Source organism: Terrabacter aerolatus (assembly GCF_007991735.1).
GTDB lineage: Bacteria > Actinomycetota > Actinomycetes > Actinomycetales > Dermatophilaceae > Terrabacter > Terrabacter aerolatus.
On sequence record NZ_BJYX01000003.1, the window covers coordinates 264,118 to 282,216 of the forward strand.

20 protein-coding genes and 3 tRNA genes are annotated in these 18,099 nt (G+C 71.9%); 9 read left to right on the plus strand and 14 right to left on the minus strand.

Going from position 1 to position 18,099, the window contains the following annotated elements:
* The first annotated feature begins 39 nt into the window (after positions 1–39).
* From orn to TAE01_RS05035, 3 genes are all read left to right on the plus strand, one after another.
* Entirely contained in the window at positions 40–663 is a 624-nt protein-coding gene (gene orn, locus TAE01_RS05025; RefSeq protein ID WP_222594064.1) for an oligoribonuclease, read from the plus strand.
* A 136-nt stretch (positions 664–799) separates the two neighbouring features.
* Positions 800–872 (plus strand) — tRNA-His (locus tag TAE01_RS05030).
* A gap of 392 nt (positions 873–1,264) precedes the next feature.
* A tRNA-Lys gene (locus TAE01_RS05035) sits at positions 1,265–1,337 on the plus strand.
* 155 nt (positions 1,338–1,492) lie between these two features.
* On the opposite strand, the gene TAE01_RS05040 is transcribed toward TAE01_RS05035, so the two are convergent.
* The 3 genes from TAE01_RS05040 to TAE01_RS05050 form a co-directional block, all read right to left on the minus strand.
* Positions 1,493–1,744 carry a DUF3618 domain-containing protein gene (locus TAE01_RS05040; protein ID WP_147064025.1) on the minus strand — a complete coding sequence of 84 codons (252 nt, stop codon included), beginning with the start codon at positions 1,742–1,744 and terminating at the stop codon, positions 1,493–1,495.
* 28 nt (positions 1,745–1,772) lie between these two features.
* Entirely contained in the window at positions 1,773–2,246 is a 474-nt protein-coding gene (bcp, locus tag TAE01_RS05045; protein WP_147064027.1) for a thioredoxin-dependent thiol peroxidase, read from the minus strand.
* 212 nt (positions 2,247–2,458) lie between these two features.
* Positions 2,459–2,542, minus strand: a tRNA-Leu gene (locus TAE01_RS05050).
* A 124-nt stretch (positions 2,543–2,666) separates the two neighbouring features.
* On the opposite strand from TAE01_RS05050, the gene TAE01_RS05055 reads away from it, so the two are divergent.
* Positions 2,667–3,098: a RidA family protein gene (locus tag TAE01_RS05055; protein WP_147064028.1), complete on the plus strand. Its 432-nt coding sequence runs from the start codon at positions 2,667–2,669 to the stop codon at positions 3,096–3,098.
* Here the strand turns inward: TAE01_RS05055 and TAE01_RS05060 are convergent.
* The 7 genes from TAE01_RS05060 to clpS form a co-directional block, all read right to left on the minus strand.
* Positions 3,085–4,650 carry a molybdopterin-dependent oxidoreductase gene (locus tag TAE01_RS05060; protein ID WP_147064030.1) on the minus strand — a complete coding sequence of 522 codons (1,566 nt, stop codon included), beginning with the start codon at positions 4,648–4,650 and terminating at the stop codon, positions 3,085–3,087. The two genes, TAE01_RS05055 and TAE01_RS05060, sit on opposite strands and share 14 nt — an antisense overlap.
* The gene (rdgB, locus tag TAE01_RS05065) at positions 4,647–5,267 is read right to left on the minus strand and encodes an RdgB/HAM1 family non-canonical purine NTP pyrophosphatase (RefSeq protein WP_147064032.1); all 621 of its coding nucleotides are present in this window, start codon (positions 5,265–5,267) and stop codon (positions 4,647–4,649) included. The genes TAE01_RS05060 and rdgB overlap by 4 nt, the downstream gene beginning before the upstream one ends.
* Positions 5,264–6,004 carry a ribonuclease PH gene (gene rph / locus TAE01_RS05070; RefSeq protein ID WP_147064034.1) on the minus strand — a complete coding sequence of 247 codons (741 nt, stop codon included), beginning with the start codon at positions 6,002–6,004 and terminating at the stop codon, positions 5,264–5,266. The genes rdgB and rph overlap by 4 nt, the downstream gene beginning before the upstream one ends.
* A 116-nt stretch (positions 6,005–6,120) precedes the next feature.
* The gene (locus TAE01_RS05075; RefSeq protein WP_147064036.1) at positions 6,121–6,990 is read right to left on the minus strand and encodes an aldo/keto reductase; all 870 of its coding nucleotides are present in this window, start codon (positions 6,988–6,990) and stop codon (positions 6,121–6,123) included.
* Between the two features lie 189 nt (positions 6,991–7,179).
* Positions 7,180–7,947 (minus strand): MBL fold metallo-hydrolase, encoded by a 768-nt coding sequence (locus tag TAE01_RS05080; protein WP_147064038.1) that lies wholly within the window; start codon positions 7,945–7,947, stop codon positions 7,180–7,182.
* 56 nt (positions 7,948–8,003) lie between these two features.
* On the minus strand, positions 8,004–8,747 hold the full coding sequence (locus TAE01_RS05085; protein ID WP_147064040.1) for a DUF2017 domain-containing protein: 744 nt from the start codon (positions 8,745–8,747) through the stop codon (positions 8,004–8,006).
* The gene (gene clpS / locus TAE01_RS05090) at positions 8,747–9,052 is read right to left on the minus strand and encodes an ATP-dependent Clp protease adapter ClpS (RefSeq protein ID WP_147064042.1); all 306 of its coding nucleotides are present in this window, start codon (positions 9,050–9,052) and stop codon (positions 8,747–8,749) included. The genes TAE01_RS05085 and clpS overlap by 1 nt, the downstream gene beginning before the upstream one ends.
* Positions 9,053–9,124: 72 nt before the next feature.
* Here clpS and TAE01_RS05095 point away from each other — a divergent pair, with 72 nt between their 5' ends.
* Positions 9,125–10,438, plus strand: coding sequence for a nicotinate phosphoribosyltransferase (locus TAE01_RS05095; protein ID WP_147064043.1), 1,314 nt, complete (start codon positions 9,125–9,127; stop codon positions 10,436–10,438).
* A 3-nt stretch (positions 10,439–10,441) separates the two neighbouring features.
* Positions 10,442–11,056, plus strand: a complete 615-nt coding sequence (locus tag TAE01_RS05100) for an isochorismatase family protein (protein WP_246111145.1) — start codon at positions 10,442–10,444, stop codon at positions 11,054–11,056.
* Between the two features lie 69 nt (positions 11,057–11,125).
* Here TAE01_RS05100 and TAE01_RS05105 read toward each other — a convergent pair whose 3' ends face one another.
* Together TAE01_RS05105 and TAE01_RS05110 are read right to left on the minus strand one after the other, a co-directional pair.
* Positions 11,126–11,800 (minus strand): IclR family transcriptional regulator, encoded by a 675-nt coding sequence (locus TAE01_RS05105; protein ID WP_222594065.1) that lies wholly within the window; start codon positions 11,798–11,800, stop codon positions 11,126–11,128.
* Between the two features lies 1 nt (position 11,801).
* Positions 11,802–13,091 (minus strand): homogentisate 1,2-dioxygenase, encoded by a 1,290-nt coding sequence (locus tag TAE01_RS05110; RefSeq protein ID WP_147064047.1) that lies wholly within the window; start codon positions 13,089–13,091, stop codon positions 11,802–11,804.
* Positions 13,092–13,173: 82 nt separating this feature from the next.
* On the opposite strand from TAE01_RS05110, the gene TAE01_RS05115 reads away from it, so the two are divergent.
* A complete protein-coding gene (locus TAE01_RS05115) occupies positions 13,174–14,034 on the plus strand; it encodes a hypothetical protein (RefSeq protein ID WP_147064049.1) in 861 nt (286 codons plus the stop codon).
* Positions 14,031–15,284, plus strand: a complete 1,254-nt coding sequence (fahA, locus tag TAE01_RS05120; protein WP_147064051.1) for a fumarylacetoacetase — start codon at positions 14,031–14,033, stop codon at positions 15,282–15,284. Before TAE01_RS05115 ends, fahA begins: the two co-directional genes overlap by 4 nt.
* A gap of 36 nt (positions 15,285–15,320) precedes the next feature.
* On the opposite strand, the gene TAE01_RS05125 is transcribed toward fahA, so the two are convergent.
* On the minus strand, positions 15,321–16,148 hold the full coding sequence (locus TAE01_RS05125) for an RDD family protein (protein ID WP_147064053.1): 828 nt from the start codon (positions 16,146–16,148) through the stop codon (positions 15,321–15,323).
* Between the two features lie 88 nt (positions 16,149–16,236).
* Positions 16,237–17,469, minus strand: coding sequence for a 4-hydroxyphenylpyruvate dioxygenase (gene hppD / locus TAE01_RS05130; protein ID WP_147064055.1), 1,233 nt, complete (start codon positions 17,467–17,469; stop codon positions 16,237–16,239).
* A gap of 107 nt (positions 17,470–17,576) precedes the next feature.
* Between hppD and TAE01_RS05135 the strand changes: the two genes are divergently transcribed.
* Complete coding sequence (locus TAE01_RS05135; RefSeq protein WP_147064057.1) at positions 17,577–18,086, plus strand: Lrp/AsnC family transcriptional regulator; 510 nt, start codon at positions 17,577–17,579, stop codon at positions 18,084–18,086.
* Positions 18,087–18,099: the final 13 nt, after the last annotated feature.

An 18,099-nucleotide genomic window follows, 5' to 3' on the forward strand; every position in this document is an offset into this window, starting at 1 on the left:
CGGGCGAGGAGCGTCGCACTCAGCCTCTATGGTGGAGCGGTGAGCGACACGAACCACCGAGCCATCGCCGACCGGATCATCTGGATCGACTGCGAGATGACGGGCCTGTCCCTGAAGTCCGACGCCCTGGTGGAGGTGGCCGCCCTCGTCACGGACTTCGAGCTCAACCAGCTCGGCGACGGCATCGACGTCGTCGTCAAGCCGCCGGACGAGGCCCTCGAGCAGATGGACGACTTCGTCCGCGACATGCACACGAGCTCGGGTCTCATCACCGAGCTCGACTCCGGGGTCACGCTCCAGGAGGCGGAGCACATCGTCCTCGACTACGTGCGCACCTTCGTCCCCGAGCCGCGCAAGGCCCCGCTCGGCGGCAACACCGTGGCGACCGACCGCGGCTTCCTCTCCCGCGACATGCCCGTGCTCGAGTCCTACCTGCACTATCGGATCATCGACGTCAGCTCGATCAAGGAGCTGTCGCGTCGGTGGTACCCGCGGGTCTACTTCAACGCGCCCAAGAAGTCCGGCGGCCACCGCGCCCTCGCCGACATCCGCGAGTCGATCGCGGAGCTGCGCTACTACCGCGAGGCGGTCTTCGTGCCGCAGCCCGGACCCGACAGCGCCACGGCCAAGGCGCTCGCGACCCCCCACGTCATCACGCCCTGACGTCTCCGGCCGGCGCCGACCGCACCGGGCGGAGACGTGGCCGGCGGGGTGGTCACGAGCACCTCACGAGAGCCTGTAGCATTGTCGACGCCGTCACACGGCGCCGAGCCCTCGGGCCCGGCTCGTGTTGTGCATGGTGGGTGTAGCTCAGCTGGTAGAGCACCTGGTTGTGGTCCAGGTGGCCGCGGGTTCAAGTCCCGTCACTCACCCCGATGGTCCTGCTCGGCAGGACGTGCCCGTGGCCCGGTCCCCTCTCCAGGGGGCCGGGCCACGGCCATGTCCAGGACTCGCCCAGAGAGGTCCCGAGCGGTCACGGTGCGCGCCACGGGCCCGGTCCCGGCGGCGAATGCCCCACAATGGACCCATGCTCATGGGGAACAAGAAGGCCCAGCGGATCACCGTCGGCGTCATCATCGGCGTCATGGTGGTCAGCCTCGCGCTGTCGCTCCTCTCGTCGGCGTCCGCGACCCCCTAGGTCGACGAATCCGCCCGCAGGACCGGGACGCTCGCTCTTCGAGGGCTGCCCGGTCCGGACTGCGAGGGGCGCCGCGACGGCCGATTTTGTCCCGGCCCGGAACGGCTGCTAACGTTTCACCTCGTTGCGCCGCTAGCTCAATTGGCAGAGCAAGTGACTCTTAATCACTGGGTTCGGGGTTCGAGTCCCTGGCGGCGCACTGAGAAGGCCCCCGTTCGGAGAGATCCGGACGGGGGCCTTTGCCTGTGCCGCCCGTGGAGTCGCGGTCCCGTCCCTCGGGCGGCAGCGGACACGAGAGGACCCGGTCACGCGACGCGTGACCGGGTCCTCTCGTGTCCGTGCTGGGGGCTGCTGCTAGCGCCGACGTCGGAGCCAGCCGACGGCCACCACGACGACGACCGCCGCGGCCACGACGGCGCCGATGCGCTCGATGCGCAGCTCGCCGTCCTCCGTGTGGGTCGCGGCGTCGAGACGGAGCCGCAGGCCCTGCAGCTGTCGCTGGGCGATGACCTGGGGCTGGGCGCGGTACGCGAGCTCGTTGACGGTGCCCTCGAGCCGCGCGCGGGCGGCCTGGATGTCCTGCTCGATGCGTGCGGTGTCGCTCATCTGGCTTCCTTTCGGGGACGGTGCGACTCTAGTCGGCGATGCCGAGGTCGCGACGGAGCTTGGCCACGTGGCCGGTCGCCTTGACGTTGTAGAACGCGTGGCTGACCTTGCCCTCCTCGTCGACGACGAAGGTCGAGCGGATGACGCCCTCGACGGTCTTGCCGTAGAGCTTCTTCTCACCCCAGGCGCCGTATGCCGTGTGGACCGCGAGGTCCTCGTCGCTCAGCAGCGGGATGGTGAGGTGGTCGCGCTCGCGGAACTTCGCGAGCTTGGCCGGCTTGTCCTTGGAGATGCCGACGACCTCGTAGCCGTCCTTCTTCAGCGAGTCGAGCGACTCGCTGAAGTCGCACGCCTGCTTGGTGCACCCGGGGGTCATGGCTGCCGGGTAGAAGTAGACGATGACCTTGCGGCCCGCGAAGTCCGCCAGGCTGACGGTCTGGCCGCTGTCGTCGGTCAGGCTGAAGGCCGGGGCCTGCTCGCCGGGCTCGAGTCTGGACGTCACGTGTGCTCCTTCGTGGTCGGCTCCGGGAGCCGGACCGTGGTCGCTGGCGCCGACGCGCCCGAATCCCCCGCTGGACGAATGCCTTTCGGGCATCGTATCGGTACGTCCCGTACCCATCCGGAGCACATCGCGGGCGGAGCCGCGACCGGCGCCGCGGTCTCCGCGCCTGCCGGCTCCTGCCCGGCCGCCCGCGAGGGGACGGCGGGGGCCGATGGTGCGGACGGCGGGACTCGAACCCGCACACCTAGGGCACAGGAACCTAAATCCTGCGTGTCTACCAGTTCCACCACGTCCGCTGGCGCAGTGCGCGGCCCCACTGTAGTTCCCCTCGCGCGGCGGGCACCCGCCGCCACTCCCTGTGCGCCCACCAGCGCCCGCCGGTGCCTGCCGACGCCCGCCACACCCGGCTAGCCTTCGGCCATGAGGCGCAACATCGCGACGGGCAGTGCCTGGGAGGGCGTCGTCGGCTACTCGCGGGCGGTCCGGGTCGGTGACCAGGTCCACGTGGCGGGGACCACAGCGATCCGCGACGGGCGCGTCGTCGGGCCGGGCGACGCCTACACGCAGGCGCGCGTGGCCCTCGAGATCGTCGTCGAGGCGCTCGCCGCGTGCGGTGCGACGCCGGCGGACGTCGTGCGCACACGGATGTTCGTCACCGACATCCGCGACTGGGAGGCGGTGGGACGGGCCCACGGCGAGGTCTTCGCCACGGTACGGCCGGCCTCGACCATGGTGCAGGTGTCGGCTCTCATCGACCCCGACCTGCTCGTCGAGATCGAGGCCGACGCCGTCGTCGGATCGCCGTCGGGTTCAGGCTCGGGTCCGGGCTCGCCCGAGGTCACTCCACCCTGACGTTGACGACGTGGATGCCGGTGGCACCGTCGGGCGCCGGCGGCGCCTCTAGCGGTGACTGCACCTGCCCCTTCGCGTCGTAGGCACGCACGCGGATGTCGTGGCTGCCGGGGGTGGCCTGCCACTCGTAGACCCACTGACGCCATGTGTCGATGCTCGCGTCGGCGGCGAGCCGCGCCTGGGTCCAGGGCTGCTGGTCGACCTGCACCTCCACCTTGGAGATACCGGTGTGCTGCGCCCACGCGACACCGGCGACGGCGACCGTGCCGGCCTTGACGACCGCACCGGCCTGGGGGACGTCGATCCGCGAGGCGGTCTTGATGGGCCCCATCGCCGACCAACCGCGCGGCGTCCAGTAGGCCACGTCGGCGGCATACGTCGTGACCTTGAGCTCGGTGACCCACTTCGTCGCCGAGACGTAGCCGTAGAGCCCCGGGACGACGACCCGCACGGGAAAGCCGTGCTCGAAGGGCAGCGGCTCGCCGTTCATCCGGATCGCCAGCAGGGCGTTGCGGTCGTCGGTGAGGGCGCCGAGCGGGGTCGAGGCGGTGAACCCGTCGATGCTCGTCTGGAGCACCATGTCGGCGCCCGCCTTCGGGCCGGCCATGGCGAGCAGCTCGCGGACCGGCCAGCCGGTCCACACGGCATTGCCGATGAGGTTGCCGCCCACCTCGTTCGAGACGCACGTCAGGGTCACGAGCGCCTCCTGCATCTGCTTGCTCTGCAGGGTCTTCCAGTCGATCTCGACCTCGCGGTCGACCATGCCCGTGACCTTGAGCTTCCAGTCGGCCGCGTTGATCCGCGGGACGACGATGGCGGTGTCGATGCGGTAGAAGTCGGCGTTCGGGACGATGTAGGGACTCAGGCCGGGCACCTTGAGGTCGGCGCCCGCCGGGACGGTCAGCTTCGTGCCGGTCAGGGGCGCGGTGCGGAGCGCGTCGCGCGACACCGTCGCCGCGGCGGAGTCGCCCCCGAAGGCGCTGCCGGCATAGGCGGCGACCGCGCCGACCGCGCCCCCGATCACCCACCGCCGGCTGGGGTTGCCCGCGCCCGAGGCGCCCGATGCCGGAGCGGCGGCGCGGCTGAGGAACCACAGGCCGATCGCGGTGCCGACGATCGTCGGCAGCACGTCGACCGGGCCGGCGCCGGGACGGGTCAGCACGGCCGCTGCCCCGACGACCCCGACGACCGCGAAGACGACGAGTCCCGCCACGAGACGTCGGGCGGCGAGCACGCCGATCGCCGCGCAGGCGAGCGCCAGCACGACGACGGTGCCGACGAGCAGCGCGCGCTTGTCGTTGGTGCCGAAGGTCGAGACGGCGAAGTCCTTGAGCCACGGCGGTGTCCGGTCGATGAAGGCGCCCCCCACCGCCGCGATCGGGGCGGGCTGGCCCGAGGACTGACCGACCGCGGTGAGGAAGGACGCGACGAGGGTCGCGATGCCGACCGTGAGCAGCCCGGCCACCACCCCGTCGAGGGCACCCCACCAGAGCGGGCGGGCCGGCGCCTCGGGTGCGGTCTCGGGACGGGTGGCCGGGCTGGTCGTGGTCATGGCCTCAGGTGCTCCTTCAGATGTGGCGCGAGTGCACGGAAGGCGAGCGCCCGGTGCGAGACGTGGTTCTTCTCGTCGGCGTCGTACTCCGCCAGTGTGCGTTCGTTGCCGTCGTGCTGGTCGGATGGGACGAAGACCGGGTCGTAGCCGAAGCCTCCGGTGCCTCGAGGGGCGCGGGCCACCGTCCCGGGGAACCGTCCGAGCTCGGCGGCGGACCGCCCGTCGGGCAGCACGAGGGCAGCCGCACAGACGAACGAGGCAGCCCGGTGCTCGTCGCGGACGTCACCGAGCTGGGCGAGGAGCAGCTCGACGTTGGCCCGGTCGCCGCCTCCGCCGGACCAGCGCGCGCTGAAGATGCCGGGGGCGCCGCCGAGGACGTCGACGGCCAGGCCCGAGTCGTCGGCCAGGGCGGGCAGGCCCGTGGCGTGCGCGGCGCTGGCGGCCTTGAGGATGGCGTTCTGCTCGAACGTCACGCCGTCCTCGACGACGTCGGGGGCGTCCGGGTAGGCGTCGAGCCCGACGATCTCGAGTCCGAGGTCGGCGCTGAGGTCGGCGAGGATCTCGCGCAGCTCGTCGACCTTGTGCGCGTTGCGGGTGGCGAGGACGACCTTGGTCACTGGGCGACCCCCTCGGCCAGGGCGGCCCGCTGGCGCTCGGTGAGGTCGGAGCAGCCCTTCGTCGCGAGGTCGAGCAGCTGGCCCAGCAGGTCACGGTCGAACGGCTCACCCTCGGCGGTGCCCTGCACCTCGATGAAGCGGCCGTCGCCGGTCATGACGACGTTCATGTCGGTCTCGGCGGTCGAGTCCTCGGGGTAGTCGAGGTCGAGGACGGCGCGACCTCCGACGATGCCGACCGAGACGGCCGCGACCGACCCGATCAGCGGCTGGGCCTTCTTGGCGATGAGGCCCTCGGCACGGGCGTGCTCGATCGCGTCGGCGAGGGCGACGAAGGCGCCGGTGATGGCCGCGGTGCGAGTGCCTCCGTCGGCCTGCAGCACGTCGCAGTCGAGGACGATGGTGTTCTCGCCCAGCGCCTTGGTGTCGATGACGGCCCGGAGACTGCGGCCGATGAGGCGGCTGATCTCGTGGGTGCGGCCGCCGATGCGGCCCTTGACGCTCTCTCGGTCGGAGCGGGTGTTCGTCGCGCGGGGCAGCATGGCGTACTCGGCGGTGACCCAGCCGGTCCCCTTGCCCTTGAGCCAGCGCGGGACGCCCTCGGTGAAGGAAGCCGCGCAGAGCACGCGGGTGCGCCCGAACTCGACGAGGACGCTGCCCTCCGCGTGGTCGAGCCAGTTGCGGGTGATGCGCACCTCTCGGGTCTCGTCGGGGGCACGGCCGTCATGTCGGTCAGTCATGCCCACGAGGCTAGCCATGACTCCACGCTAGGCCTCAATCGCCCGTGCCGGGACGGGCGCGCACGGCTCGTGAGCGAACCGTAAGGTCCCGTCCCGGCACGACTGCGGCCCCGTCGTCAGTCGAGCGCCTCGGCCGACAGGCGGTCCAGCTCGTCGGCAGACAGCTCGAGGTCGACGGCCTGCACCGAGTCCTCGATGCTCTCGGGTCGCGAGGCGCCCGGGATCGGCACCACGGTCGGGGCCAGGGCGAGCTCCCACGCGAGTGCGACGCGCTGCGGGCTCACGTCGTGGGCCTTGGCCACCTCCGCGAACGCGTCGTGACGGCTGCCGAGGTCACCCGCCCTGCTGATCCCACCGAGGGGGCTCCACGGCAGGAACGCGATGCCGAGCTCGGCGCACAGGTCGAGCTCGGGTCGGCTGCTGCGGAACGCCGGCGAGAACTGGTTCTGCACCGACACGAGCCGGCCGCCGAGCACCCGCTGGGCCTCGCGGATCTGCTCGGGGTTCGCGTTGGAGATCCCGGCCATCTCAATGACGCCCTCGTCGAGGAGCTCTGAGAGGGCGCCCACCGACTCGGCGTAGGGCACGTCGGGGTCGGGCCGGTGGAACTGGTAGAGCCCGATCGCGTCGCCACCGAGGCGCTGGAGCGAGGCCTTGGCGGCCTCCTTGAGGTGGTCCGGGCGCCCGTTCAGGGTCCACGACCCGTCGCCGGGCCGCAGGTGGCCGCCCTTGGTGGCGACGAGGACGTCCGACGAGGTGCCCGACCACGACGCGAGCGCCGAGGCGATGAGGGACTCGTTGTGTCCCACATCGCCGGCGTCCCGGTGGTAGGCGTCGGCGGTGTCGATGAGGGTGACGCCGGCGTCGACCGCGGCGTGGATGGTCCGGATCGAGCGGTCCTCGTCGGGCCTGCCCTCGATGGACATCGGCATGCCGCCGAGACCGATCGCGCTGACCTTCCTCGATCCGATGGTTCGCTGCTGCAACGGTGCCTCCTGGGTTGGGTGTGTCTCGGGCGGCGCACCTCCCGGCAGGGGCCGGGCGGCTGCCGCACCGTCACGGTCCATACCCGGGTGCTCGACCCGGTCACCGACCTTGGACGGACGACGGGCACCCACGTCCGTCGCCTCCCGGCCGTCTCCACCGGGGGGAGGTCGCGCGTCGGGCGGACGGCGTCAGACGCAGTGGGTCGCGTCGGGCTCCGCGAGCTCGACCTCGCCCGGCCACACGGCCGCGGCCTGCGCGCGACACTCGTCGGGGTCGTTCCACGCCGGGATGTGGGTGAGCATGAGCCGCCGCACTCCCCCGGCGCGCACCGCCGCCTCGGCGGCGCGACGACCGGACAGGTGGATGTCGGGCACGGAGTCCCGTCCGTCGACGAACGCCGAGTCCGCGAGGACGAGGTCGGCACCGGCGAGGAGCTCGTCGAGCTGGTCGCACGTGTCGGTGTCGCCCGTGTAGGCCAGGACGCGCCCGCCCGCCTCGACGCGGAAGCCGTAGGCCTCGACGGGGTGGTTGACGCGTACCGGGGTGATGACGAACGGGCCGATCGTCACCGTGGCGCGGTGCCGGAGGTCGTGGAAGTCGAAGACGCCGAGCACGTCCTCGGCCTCACCGCTGCCGTAGGCGCGAGCCAGGTGGGCCCCGGTGCCGGATGGGCCCCAGACCGGCATCGTCGGGCGTCCGGGACCGCCGGGGACGTAGCGCATCATGACGTAGAGCCCGCACATGTCGATGCAGTGGTCGACGTGCAGGTGGCTGAGCAGGACAGCGTCGACGGCATACGGCTCGATGTGACGCTGCAGGGCGCCCAGCGCCCCGTTGCCGAGGTCGAGCACGATGCTCCACGTGCGTCCTTCGTGCTCCGCGCGGACGAGGTAGCACGAGGCGGGCGAGCGTGGCCCGGCGAAGGATCCCGAGCACCCGACGATCGTGACGTCCACGTGACGAGCCTAGGTGCCGGCGCCGACGCCGGCCCGACGGCCGCGCGTCGGTTGCGTCACACCGAACCGTGCGGCGGCCCGTCGTGCGGCTCGTGCCCGTCGTCGCCGGCGTCGCCCTCATCGTCGTCGTATGCCGTCACGACGTCGCGCAGGTCGGTGCCCATGAGCGCCTGGGTCAGGGTCTCCTGCAGCCAGGTGAGGAAGTCGTACCACGCCATGGCGTAGCCGAGCGGGTCCTCGTCGTCGATGTCCTCCAGCGCGGCCTGCAGCGCCTCGGCGTCCTCCTCGGTGCGCATGCCCATGCGCTCACCCAGCAGCAGCCGCACGTCGGTCAGCGCCATGAGGAAGGCCGGCGCCTGCGTCTCGTCGAGCACGACCCGGTCGTCCACCGCCTCCTCGACGCACCGGAGCGCGACGTCGAGGTTGCCGCTCTTGCGCTGGCGCAGCCCCTCCTCGGTGAGCCTGCGGAACTCGGCCGCGATCTGGTCATCGCCGCGGTGCGCGGTCGGAAGGAGCCGGTCGAGCGCGGGGTCGCGGTCGGCGAAGGTCGACGAGTCCGGTTGGGAGACATGACCGCCCGCGCCACGATGTTCATCGCCGTGGTCCTGGTCGCGCGGGTCCTGGGCGCTGAGGGACAGCCCCATCGACGCGACGAGGTCGTCGAACGCGTCGCCGGTGGGCTCGATCTCCGGCGAGAGCAGCAGTCGGGTCTGCTGCATGAGCCCCTGGAGCACGATGCGTTCGGTCGACTCGAGCAGGCCCACGTAGCGGCCCCGCTCGCGCAGGAAGGCGCGGGCCATCAGCTGTCCTTCTCGAAGGTCGCCCAGAGCCCGTAGCTCTGGAGCGCCTCGGCGTCGCGCTCCATCGACTCCCGCGGGCCGTTCGACACGACGGCGCGACCCTTGACGTGGACGTCCATCATCAGCTTCTCGGCCTTGGACCGCGCGTAGCCGAAGTACGTCTCGAAGACCCACGTCACGTAGGTCATGAGGTTGACCGGGTCGTTCCAGACGATCGTCACCCACGGCACGTCGGGTGCGACGAGCTCGTCGGTGGAGGTCACCTCCTGCTCGACGGGAGCGAGGGAGAGGGCGGCTGCGGTCACAGGGCCACCCTAGGTCCACCGGGCGCGCAGGGCGGACCGTCCCCGAGGAGCATTCGCACCTAGGGTGGGCTCGTGAGCCCGACGAGCCCCCGCGCCGCGAGCACGGCGCTGCTGACCGACCACTACGAGCTGACGATGCTCCAGGCCGCCCTCGCCTCGGGCGAGGCGGACCGACGGTGCGTGTTCGAGGCCTTCGCCCGCCGGCTGCCCGACGGTCGACGCTACGGCGTCGTCGCGGGGACGGGACGGGTGCTCGAGGCCCTCGAGGAGTTCCGCTTCGGTGACGACGAGCTGCGCTTCCTGTCCGACCGCGAGGTCGTCGACCGGCGGACGGTCGACTGGCTCGCGGACTACCGCTTCTCCGGTGACGTCAGCGGCTACGCCGAGGGCGAGTGCTACTTCCCGCAGTCGCCCGTGCTCGTCGTCGAGTCGACCTTCGCCGAGGGCGTCATCCTCGAGACGCTCGTGCTGTCGATCCTCAACCACGACACCGCGATCGCGTCCGCAGCCTCGCGCATGACGACCGCCGCCGTCGGGCGGCCCTGCATCGAGATGGGGTCCAGGCGCACCCACGAGGAGGCCGCCGTCGCGGCCGCCCGAGCCGCCTACGTCGCCGGTTTCGACGCGACGAGCAACCTCGAGGCGGGGCGCCGCTACGGCGTGCCGACGACCGGTACGGCCGCCCACGCCTTCACGCTCCTCTACGACTCGGAGAAGGAGGCGTTCACCGCGCAGGTCGAGTCGCTCGGCAGGGGTACGACTTTGCTCGTCGACACCTACGACGTCAGGACCGCCGTCGCCCTCGCCATCGACATCGCCGGGCCGGAGCTGGGCGCGGTGCGGCTCGACTCCGGCGACCTGCTCATCCAGGCCACCGAGGTGCGTGCCCAGCTCGACGCCGCCGGCAACACCGACACGCGGATCATCGTCACGTCCGACCTCGACGAGTACGCCATCGCCGGACTGGCCGCCGGGCCGGTCAGCGGCTACGGCGTCGGCACCGCGCTCGTGACCGGCTCGGGGGCACCCACGGCCTCGATGGTCTACAAGCTGGTGCAGCGTGAGGACTCCTCGGGGCTGATGCAGGGCGTCGCCAAGAAGAGCAAGGACAAGGCCTCGGTGGGTGGCCGCAAGTGGGCCCTGCGCCGGCTCGACGACTCCGGCGTGGCCCGGGCCGAGGTCATCGGCATCGGTGAGCACCCGCACGACGACGGCAACGACCGACCCCTCATGGTCGACCTCGTCCGCGCGGGTGAGGTGGTCGCCCACCCGGACATCCACGAGGCCCGGGCTCGGCACGAGGCCTCGCGCGCGGAGCTGCCCCGGGCGGCAGCCCAGCTCTCCCGGGGCGAGCCCGTGATCCCCACCCTCTACGAAAAGGACTGAGCCGTGACCGCATCCCTGCAGCGCGACGGAGGCCGAGCGCTCATCATCGTCGACGTGCAGAACGACTTCTGCGAGGGCGGGTCGCTCGCGGTGAGCGGCGGCGCCGACGTCGCCCGGCGCATCAGCGAGCACGTCAACGCCCGCGCGGCCGACTACGACCACGTGGTCGCCACCGCGGACTGGCACGTCGACCCGGGCGACCACTTCTCGGCCACCCCCGACTTCGTCGACTCGTGGCCCGTCCACTGCGTCGCCGACAGCGACGGCGCGGACTTCCACCCGAACCTCGTCGGAGCCCTCGACGGCATCGAGGCGGTCTTCCGAAAGGGCGAGCACGCGGCTGCCTACAGCGGGTTCGAGGGCCGTTCCGCCGGCGACGAGCACGTCGCCCTCGCGACCTGGCTGACCCAGCGCGACGTGACACGCGTCGACGTCGTCGGCATCGCCACCGACCACTGCGTGCGGGCGACGGCGCTCGACGCGCGGCGCGAGGGCTTCGAGACGACGGTGCTGCTGGCCCTCACCGCCGGCGTGGCGCCCCCGACCACCGAGGCGGCCCTGGCGCAGCTCGCCGAGGCAGGCGTGCGCCTGCTCGGGGCGCCCACGACCCCGGGCTGACGGCCTACGCCGATACCCTTGCGCCGCAAGGGCGCCGAGGGACGCGTCCCAGCCAGCTGTCCGCAGCGCTCAGCGCAGGACGGCGCGCAGGTCCCGAGCGGCGCGCTCGAGCCTGGGACCGACCGCACGCAGGTCGAGCGGTTCGAGGGAGACGACCCCGACCGAGGCCTCGACGCCCCCGGGCGCCGGCTCGTCACGCGTCGCGAGCGACACGGCGAGCCCGTGGGCGCCGGCCTGCAGCTCACCGTCGGTGCCGACCACACCGCCCGCTCCGGCGCGGCCGGCGAGGATGGCCCTGCCGGCGGCGCCCTGGTCGAGGGCGTGGCGCGCACCCGAGCGGTAGGCGACGTGGACGTCGGTCCAGGAGGGCTCGACGACGACGAGCGCCAGTGCCTCGTCGCCCTCCGCGATCGTCAGGTGGGCCGTGGCGCCCACGGCGTCGGCCAGCTCCCGCAGCACCGGCCGCGCGTCGCTGCGCACGACCGGCGTGACCGCGGAGGCGAGACGGCTGATGCCCAACGCGAGCCGGACCCGGCCGTCGGCCGCCCGCGACACGAGGTGGTGCTCCTCCAGCGTCGTCACGAGCCGGTAGACCACCGGCCGCCCGACCCCGAGCCGAGCCGCGAGCTCGGTGATCGTCAGACCTGTAGCGTCCGCGGCGTCGGCCAGGGTCTCGAGCACCCGGATGCCTCGGTCGAGGGTCTGGGAGGACTCCGCTCGTGGGCTGCCGGCGGAGGACGGCACCTCAGCCCTCGGAGTGGGGACTGCCGACGGCGGGGCCGCCCGCTGCGTCGCGGGCCGCGACCCCCTTGGACCAGGACATCGCATAGAGGCCGTCGTCGACGGCCAGGCCGCCCTCGCCGAGCTCGAGGGGGCGGAAGGTGTCGACCATGACGGCGAGCTCGTCGAAGGCCTCGACCCCGATCGAGCCCTCGGTCGCACCGGGCTGCGGGCCGTGCGGGTGCCCGCCCGGGTGCACGGAGACCGATCCCTTGCCGATGCCCGATCCCTTGCGGGCCTCGTAGTCGCCGTCGACGTAGAACATGATCTCGTCGCTGTCGACGTTCGAGTGGTAGTAGGGCACCGGGATGGCGAGGGGGTGGTAGTCGACCTTGCGGGGCACGAAGTTGCAGATGACGAAGTTCCAGCCCTCGAAGACCTGGTGGACCGGCGGCGGCTGGTGGATGCGGCCGGTGATCGGCTCGAAGTCGCGCACGTTGAGGACGTAGGGGTAGAGGCAGCCGTCCCAGCCGACGACGTCGAGGGGGTGGAACGGCAGCGTGTGGATCGTGCCGACGACGCCACCCGGCCCGTTGCCGCGGTGCTTGATGTAGACGTCGGTCTGCTCGTCGGGGCTGGCACCGACGTCCTCCGCGAGCAGCGGCCCGACGGGCTGGCGCAGGTCGCGCTCGCAGTAGGGGGCGTGCTCGAGGAGCTGGCCGTACTTGCTCAGGTAGCGCTTGGGCGGCGCGATGTGGCTGTTGGCCTCGATGCAGTAGGCCCGGAGCGGCTCGTCGGCGTCGGCGACGGGGATCCACCGGTGGGTCGTGGCCCGCGGGAGGATGACGTAGTCGCCCTCCCCCACCTCGAAGGCTCCGAAGACCGTCTCGACGCGCGCCGCACCGCGCTCGACGTAGACGCACTCGTCGCCGATCCCGTTGCGGTACCACGGACTCGGCGCGCCGGCGACGGCATACGAGATGCGCACGTCCCCGTTGCCGAGGACGAGACGGCGGCCGGTCACGACGTCGGTGCTCCCGACGGCCTCGGCGTCGAAGAGGTCGTGGAGCCTGAGGTGGCGCGGGGTCAGCGGGTGGTTCGGCGTCGTCGACTGGTCGGGAACCTCCCAGACGGCCGCACCGACCGTCGTCGACGGGATGTTGCGGTGGTAGAGCAGCGAGCTGTCGGAGCTGAAGCCCTCCTCGCCCATGAGCTCCTCGTAGTAGAGCTCCCCCGGCGCGTCACCCGTCCCGGGTCGCCGGTGCTGCGTGTGCCGCTTGGGCGGGATGCTGCCGACCGCCTGGTAGTGCGCCATGGGCGAGAGCCTCTCCGTCGAGCGCGTCCGTTGAGCGGACGCTGGTGTATCGCTATTGCAACAGTGGAGTACGCTCCCGGTCATGTCAAGGACGCCGTTCGCGCCCCTCTTCGACCACCTCGTCGACGACGCCGCCGTCTTCCCGCCCGGGCTGGCCCCGCTCGATCGGGCCGTGCGCGAGCACCTCGACCGGCGAACGGGACCGTATGCCGCCCACATCGGGCCGCTCCTCGTCCCCGCTGCCGCGGAGGCCGAGCTCGCGACCCTCGCCGCGGCGGACCCGCGTACCGCCGACCACCCTCTCGCGGTCAGCCTCGTCGTGCGCCCCGGCAACCCGGTGCAACCGCTCGTCGAGGCCCTCGCCTCGCTGCGCGACGACGAGCGGGTCCTCGTCACGGCAGCCGAGCTCGGCTGGTCGCCCGAGTGGCGGCAGGTCCTCGCTGCCGAGGTCCCCGTCGTCGTCGAGGTCGGCCTCGGCCACGAGCAGGCACGCGGCCTCGACGACATCGCCGCCGCCGTCGACGAGGAGCACGACGTGACGGCGAAGTTCCGCACCGGCGCGACGCCGACCTGGGCCTGGCCCGACGAGGCGAGCCTCGGCGCGTTCCTCGACGCCGTCGTGCTGCACGGCCTGGCGTTCAAGCTCACCGGAGGGCTGCACCATGCGACCCGGGGCGACCACGCCGGCGAGCCCATGCACGGCCTGCTCAACGTCCTGCTCGCGACCCACGAGGCGCTCGGTGGAGCCGAGGCGCACGAGCTGGCGGGCGTCCTCGCCCGCCGCGACACCGAGGTGCTCGTCACCGCGCTCTCGAGCCTGACCACCGACGACGCCGAGCAGGTCCGCGAGAGCCTCACGGCCTACGGCTGCTGCGGCGTGCTCGACCCGCTCACCGAGCTCGAGGCGCTCGGGCTGATCACGACCGAGGAGTCCCACGCATGACGCCGACCACCCGGCCGACCACCTGGCTCGACGTCGCCGCCGAGCACCCATTCGGGATCGACACCCTGCCCTACGGCGTCTTCAGCACGGCGGACGACCCGGTCCGGCGCGTCGGGGTGCGCATCGGAGACCTCGTGCTCGACGCCGGCGCGGTCGCCGCGGTCGGCCGCGACGCCGGACTCGTCGGGGACGGACCCGACCTCGCGACGGCGTGGCAGACCCCCAGCCTCAACGCCTTCCTCGCCCTCGGCCGTCCCGCGTGGACGACGGCCCGGCAGTGGCTGACCGAGGTGCTGGGCCAGGAGGTCCACCGGGACGGCGTCTCCCCGCACCTGCACCGCCTCGAGGAGGTCACCCTGCACCTGCCCGTCGAGGTCGCCGACTACGTCGACTTCTACGCCAGTGAGGACCACGCGACCAACGTCGGTCAGATCTTCCGGCCCGACAACGCCGCGCTGCCGCCGAACTGGAAGCACCTGCCCATCGGCTACCACGGGCGCTCCGGGACGGTCGTGGTCTCGGGCACCGACGTCGTGCGACCCTCCGGGCAGCGCAAGGGGCCGAACGACCCCGCCCCCGTCTTCGGGCCGAGCATCCGCCTCGACATCGAGGCCGAGCTCGGCTACGTCGTCGGCGGGGCCACCGAGCTCGGCACCCGGGTCTCGGTCGACGAGGCGCCCGACCACCTCTTCGGCGTGGTCGTCCTCAACGACTGGAGTGCCCGAGACATCCAGGCGTGGGAGTACGTGCCGCTCGGGCCGTTCCTCGGCAAGTCGTTCGCGACGTCCGTGTCGGCATGGGTCACGCCGCTCGAGGCGTTGGCCTCGGCCCGCGTTCCCCTTCCGGGACAGTCGGATCCGGAGGTTCTCCCCTACCTGCGCGGTGACGCCTTCGGCCTCGACGTGCACGTCGAGGTCAGCATCGACGGCACCGTCGTCTCACGCCCGGAGCACGCCGGGATGTACTGGTCGCCGGCGCAGATGCTCGCACACCTCACCGTCAACGGCGCCTCGCTGCGCGACGGCGACCTGTTCGGGTCCGGGACGATCAGCGGCCCCACCCGCGACACCCGGGGCAGCCTGCTGGAGCTGACGTGGAACGGCACCGAGCCCTTGACGCTGCAGGACGGCACGACGCGCGGCTTCCTCGAGGACGGCGACACCGTGACCATCACGGCCTGGGCTCCCGGTCCCGGCGACGCCCGCATCGGTCTCGGCGAGGTCGTCGGCACCATCCGCCCTTCGGCCTGACCCGCGGGTCGGACCCGTCGCGCGGACGGGTCGGGGTCAGGGCTGCTTGCGCGGCTGCTTGCCCTCGACGACCTGGGTGCTCGCGACCTTGTCGTGCAGCGCCTGGCGCTTGTCGTCCCACAGCGGCCACAGGTAGTCGATGAGGGTCAGGAGGCTGAGGAACTGGCCGGCGAGCGGGACGACGCGACGCAGGAGCGCCGTACCGAGGGGCAGCGGACCCGGCTCGGCGGCCCGACGCACGCTGATCCCCAGTGCCATCTTGCCGAGCGTCTGTCCGGTCGTCGTCCAGAACACCAGGCAGTAGGCGGTGACGACGAGCCAGAGCACGATGCCGAACTGGACCGACGGTCCGATCAGCTCGCTCTGCAGCTGGGTGGCGGCGGCCTGGTCCCCGCGGGATGCGGCGTCGAAGAGCCGGGACATGGTCTGTTGCAGGGCCGGAGTGGCGGCCCAGGCGACGGCCCCGCCGACGATCCCGAGGAGGACACCGTCGATGAGCCACGCGGCGACGCGCTTGCCCCAGGAGGCCAGCGGCACGCCGTCGGCGGTGGTCTTGATGTTGTGCATCCACTGGGCGTTGGCCGGCGCCTGCTGGTAGTAGCCCTGCGGGGTCTGCTGCTGGGGCGCCTGGGACGCGCTGGGCCAGCCCGTGCCCTGCTGCATCGGGGTCGTCGGGGTGGCGGCGCCCGTCCGGTCGGCGGGCGCCTGGCCCGGTGTGCCCTGCTGGGGCAGTCCGATGGTGCTCTGCGAGAGCGTCGGCGACTTCTTCGGCGCGGTGTGGTTGGTCCACGACACGCCGTCCCAGTAGCGGAGCATGTCGGCGTTGCTGGGGTCGTCGTACCACCCGGAGGGCTGCTGGCTCATGGCACAACTGTGCCACGACGCCGCTCGACCGTGGCCCCGGCGTGCCAGGACCACGGTCGATGCGTCGCGGACGCCAGCGAAAGGTGCGTCAGAGGTTGCCGCGCTTGTCCTGCTCGCGCTCGATCGCCTCGAAGAGCGCCTTGAAGTTGCCCTTGCCGAAGCCGAGCGAGCCGTGCCGCTCGATGAGCTCGAAGAAGACCGTGGGGCGGTCGCCGAGCGGCTTGGTGAAGATCTGCAGGAGGTAGCCGTCCTCGTCGCGGTCGACGAGGATCTTGCGCTTCTGCAGCTCCTCGATCGGGACGCGGACGTTGCCGATGCGGTCGCGCAGCTCGGCGTCCTCGTAGTAGCTGTCCGGAGTGTCGAGGAACTCGACACCGTTGGCGCGCAAGGCGTCGACGGACGCGAGGATGTCGTTCGTCGCGACGGCGAGGTGCTGGGCGCCGGCGCCGCGGTAGAACTCGAGGTACTCGTCGATCTGGCTCTTCTTCTTGGCGATGGCCGGTTCGTTGAGCGGGAACTTCACCCGGTGGTTGCCGTTGGCGACGACCTTGCTCATGAGGGCCGAGTAGTCGGTGGCGATGTCGTCACCGATGAACTCCGCCATGTTCACGAAGCCCATCACCTTGTTGTAGAAGGTGACCCACTCGTCCATGTGGCCGAGCTCGACGTTGCCGACGATGTGGTCGAGGGCCTGGAAGAGTCGCTTGGGCTGGCCCTCGCGCTTCTCGTGGGACGAGCTCGCAGCGACGTACCCGGGAAGGTACGGACCGGCATAGCTCTGACCGTCCACCTGGCGCTGGACAAGGGTGTGGCGCGTCTCGCCGTAGGTGGCGATCGCGGCCGTGCGCACGGTGCCGTGCTCGTCGGTGTGGTCGGTCGGCTCCTCGAGCACGGTGGCGCCGGCCCTGCGGGCCTGGGCGATGCACTTGTCGACGTCGGGCACCTCGAGGGCGATGTCGACGACGCCGTCACCGTGGCGGCGGTGGTGGTCGGCGAGCGGGCTGTCGGGGTCGACGGCGCCCATGATGACGAAGCGGATCGAGCCGCTCCTGAGGACGAACGACTTGTGGTCGCGGTTGCCGTTCTCGGGGCCCGAGTAGGCGACGAGCTCCATGCCCCAGGCGCTCTGATAGTAGCGCGCGCTCTGGGTGGCGTTGCCCGCGACGAAGACGATCGCGTCCCATCCGGTGACGGGGAAGACGTCGGTGTTCTCGTCGTACTCGACGAGACCGACGAGCTGCTTGAGCTGGTCGAGGTCGAGGTCGGCCTCGCGCTCCTGGACGGTGAGGTCGGTGGCCGCAGACGGCATCGTGTCGGTCATGGTGTGAGAGTGACCGACACCTTCGGAGTGTGCAACAGCAGGCTCGCCGGCTGCGCAGAGTGCACAAACTGTTGCCCGTATGCCGGGTGGTGCTGGACACTGTGCCCATGAGTTCCCCCGCGGGCGCGGCGGCCCGCCCACCGGTCGACGCCCTGGACTGCCGGATCCTGCTGCTGCTGCTCACCGAGCCCGGGGTCGGGGTGCTCGGGGCCTCCCGCCGGCTGGGCGTGGCGCGAGGCACGATCCAGGCTCGTCTCGACCGCCTCCAGCGTACGGGCGTTCTGCGGTCGATGGCGCCCGACGTCGACCCCGCGGCCCTCGGCTACCCCGTGACGGCCTTCTGCACCCTCGAGATCCGACAGGGCCGCGGCGGGCACTCCCCCGTCGTCGAGCACCTCGCCGCGATCCCCGAGGTCCTCGAGGCGCACACGATCACCGGCTCGGGCGACGTGCTCATCCGCATCGTCGGGCGCGACAACGCCGACCTGCAGCGGGTCATCGACCGGGTCGTCGACGACGCCCACGTCACGCGCGCCTCGACCGTCATCTCCCTCGCCACCCGCCTCGACCACCGCACCATCCCGCTCGTCGAGCACCTGCTCGACGCCTCGTCGTGACGGGGTACGAGCG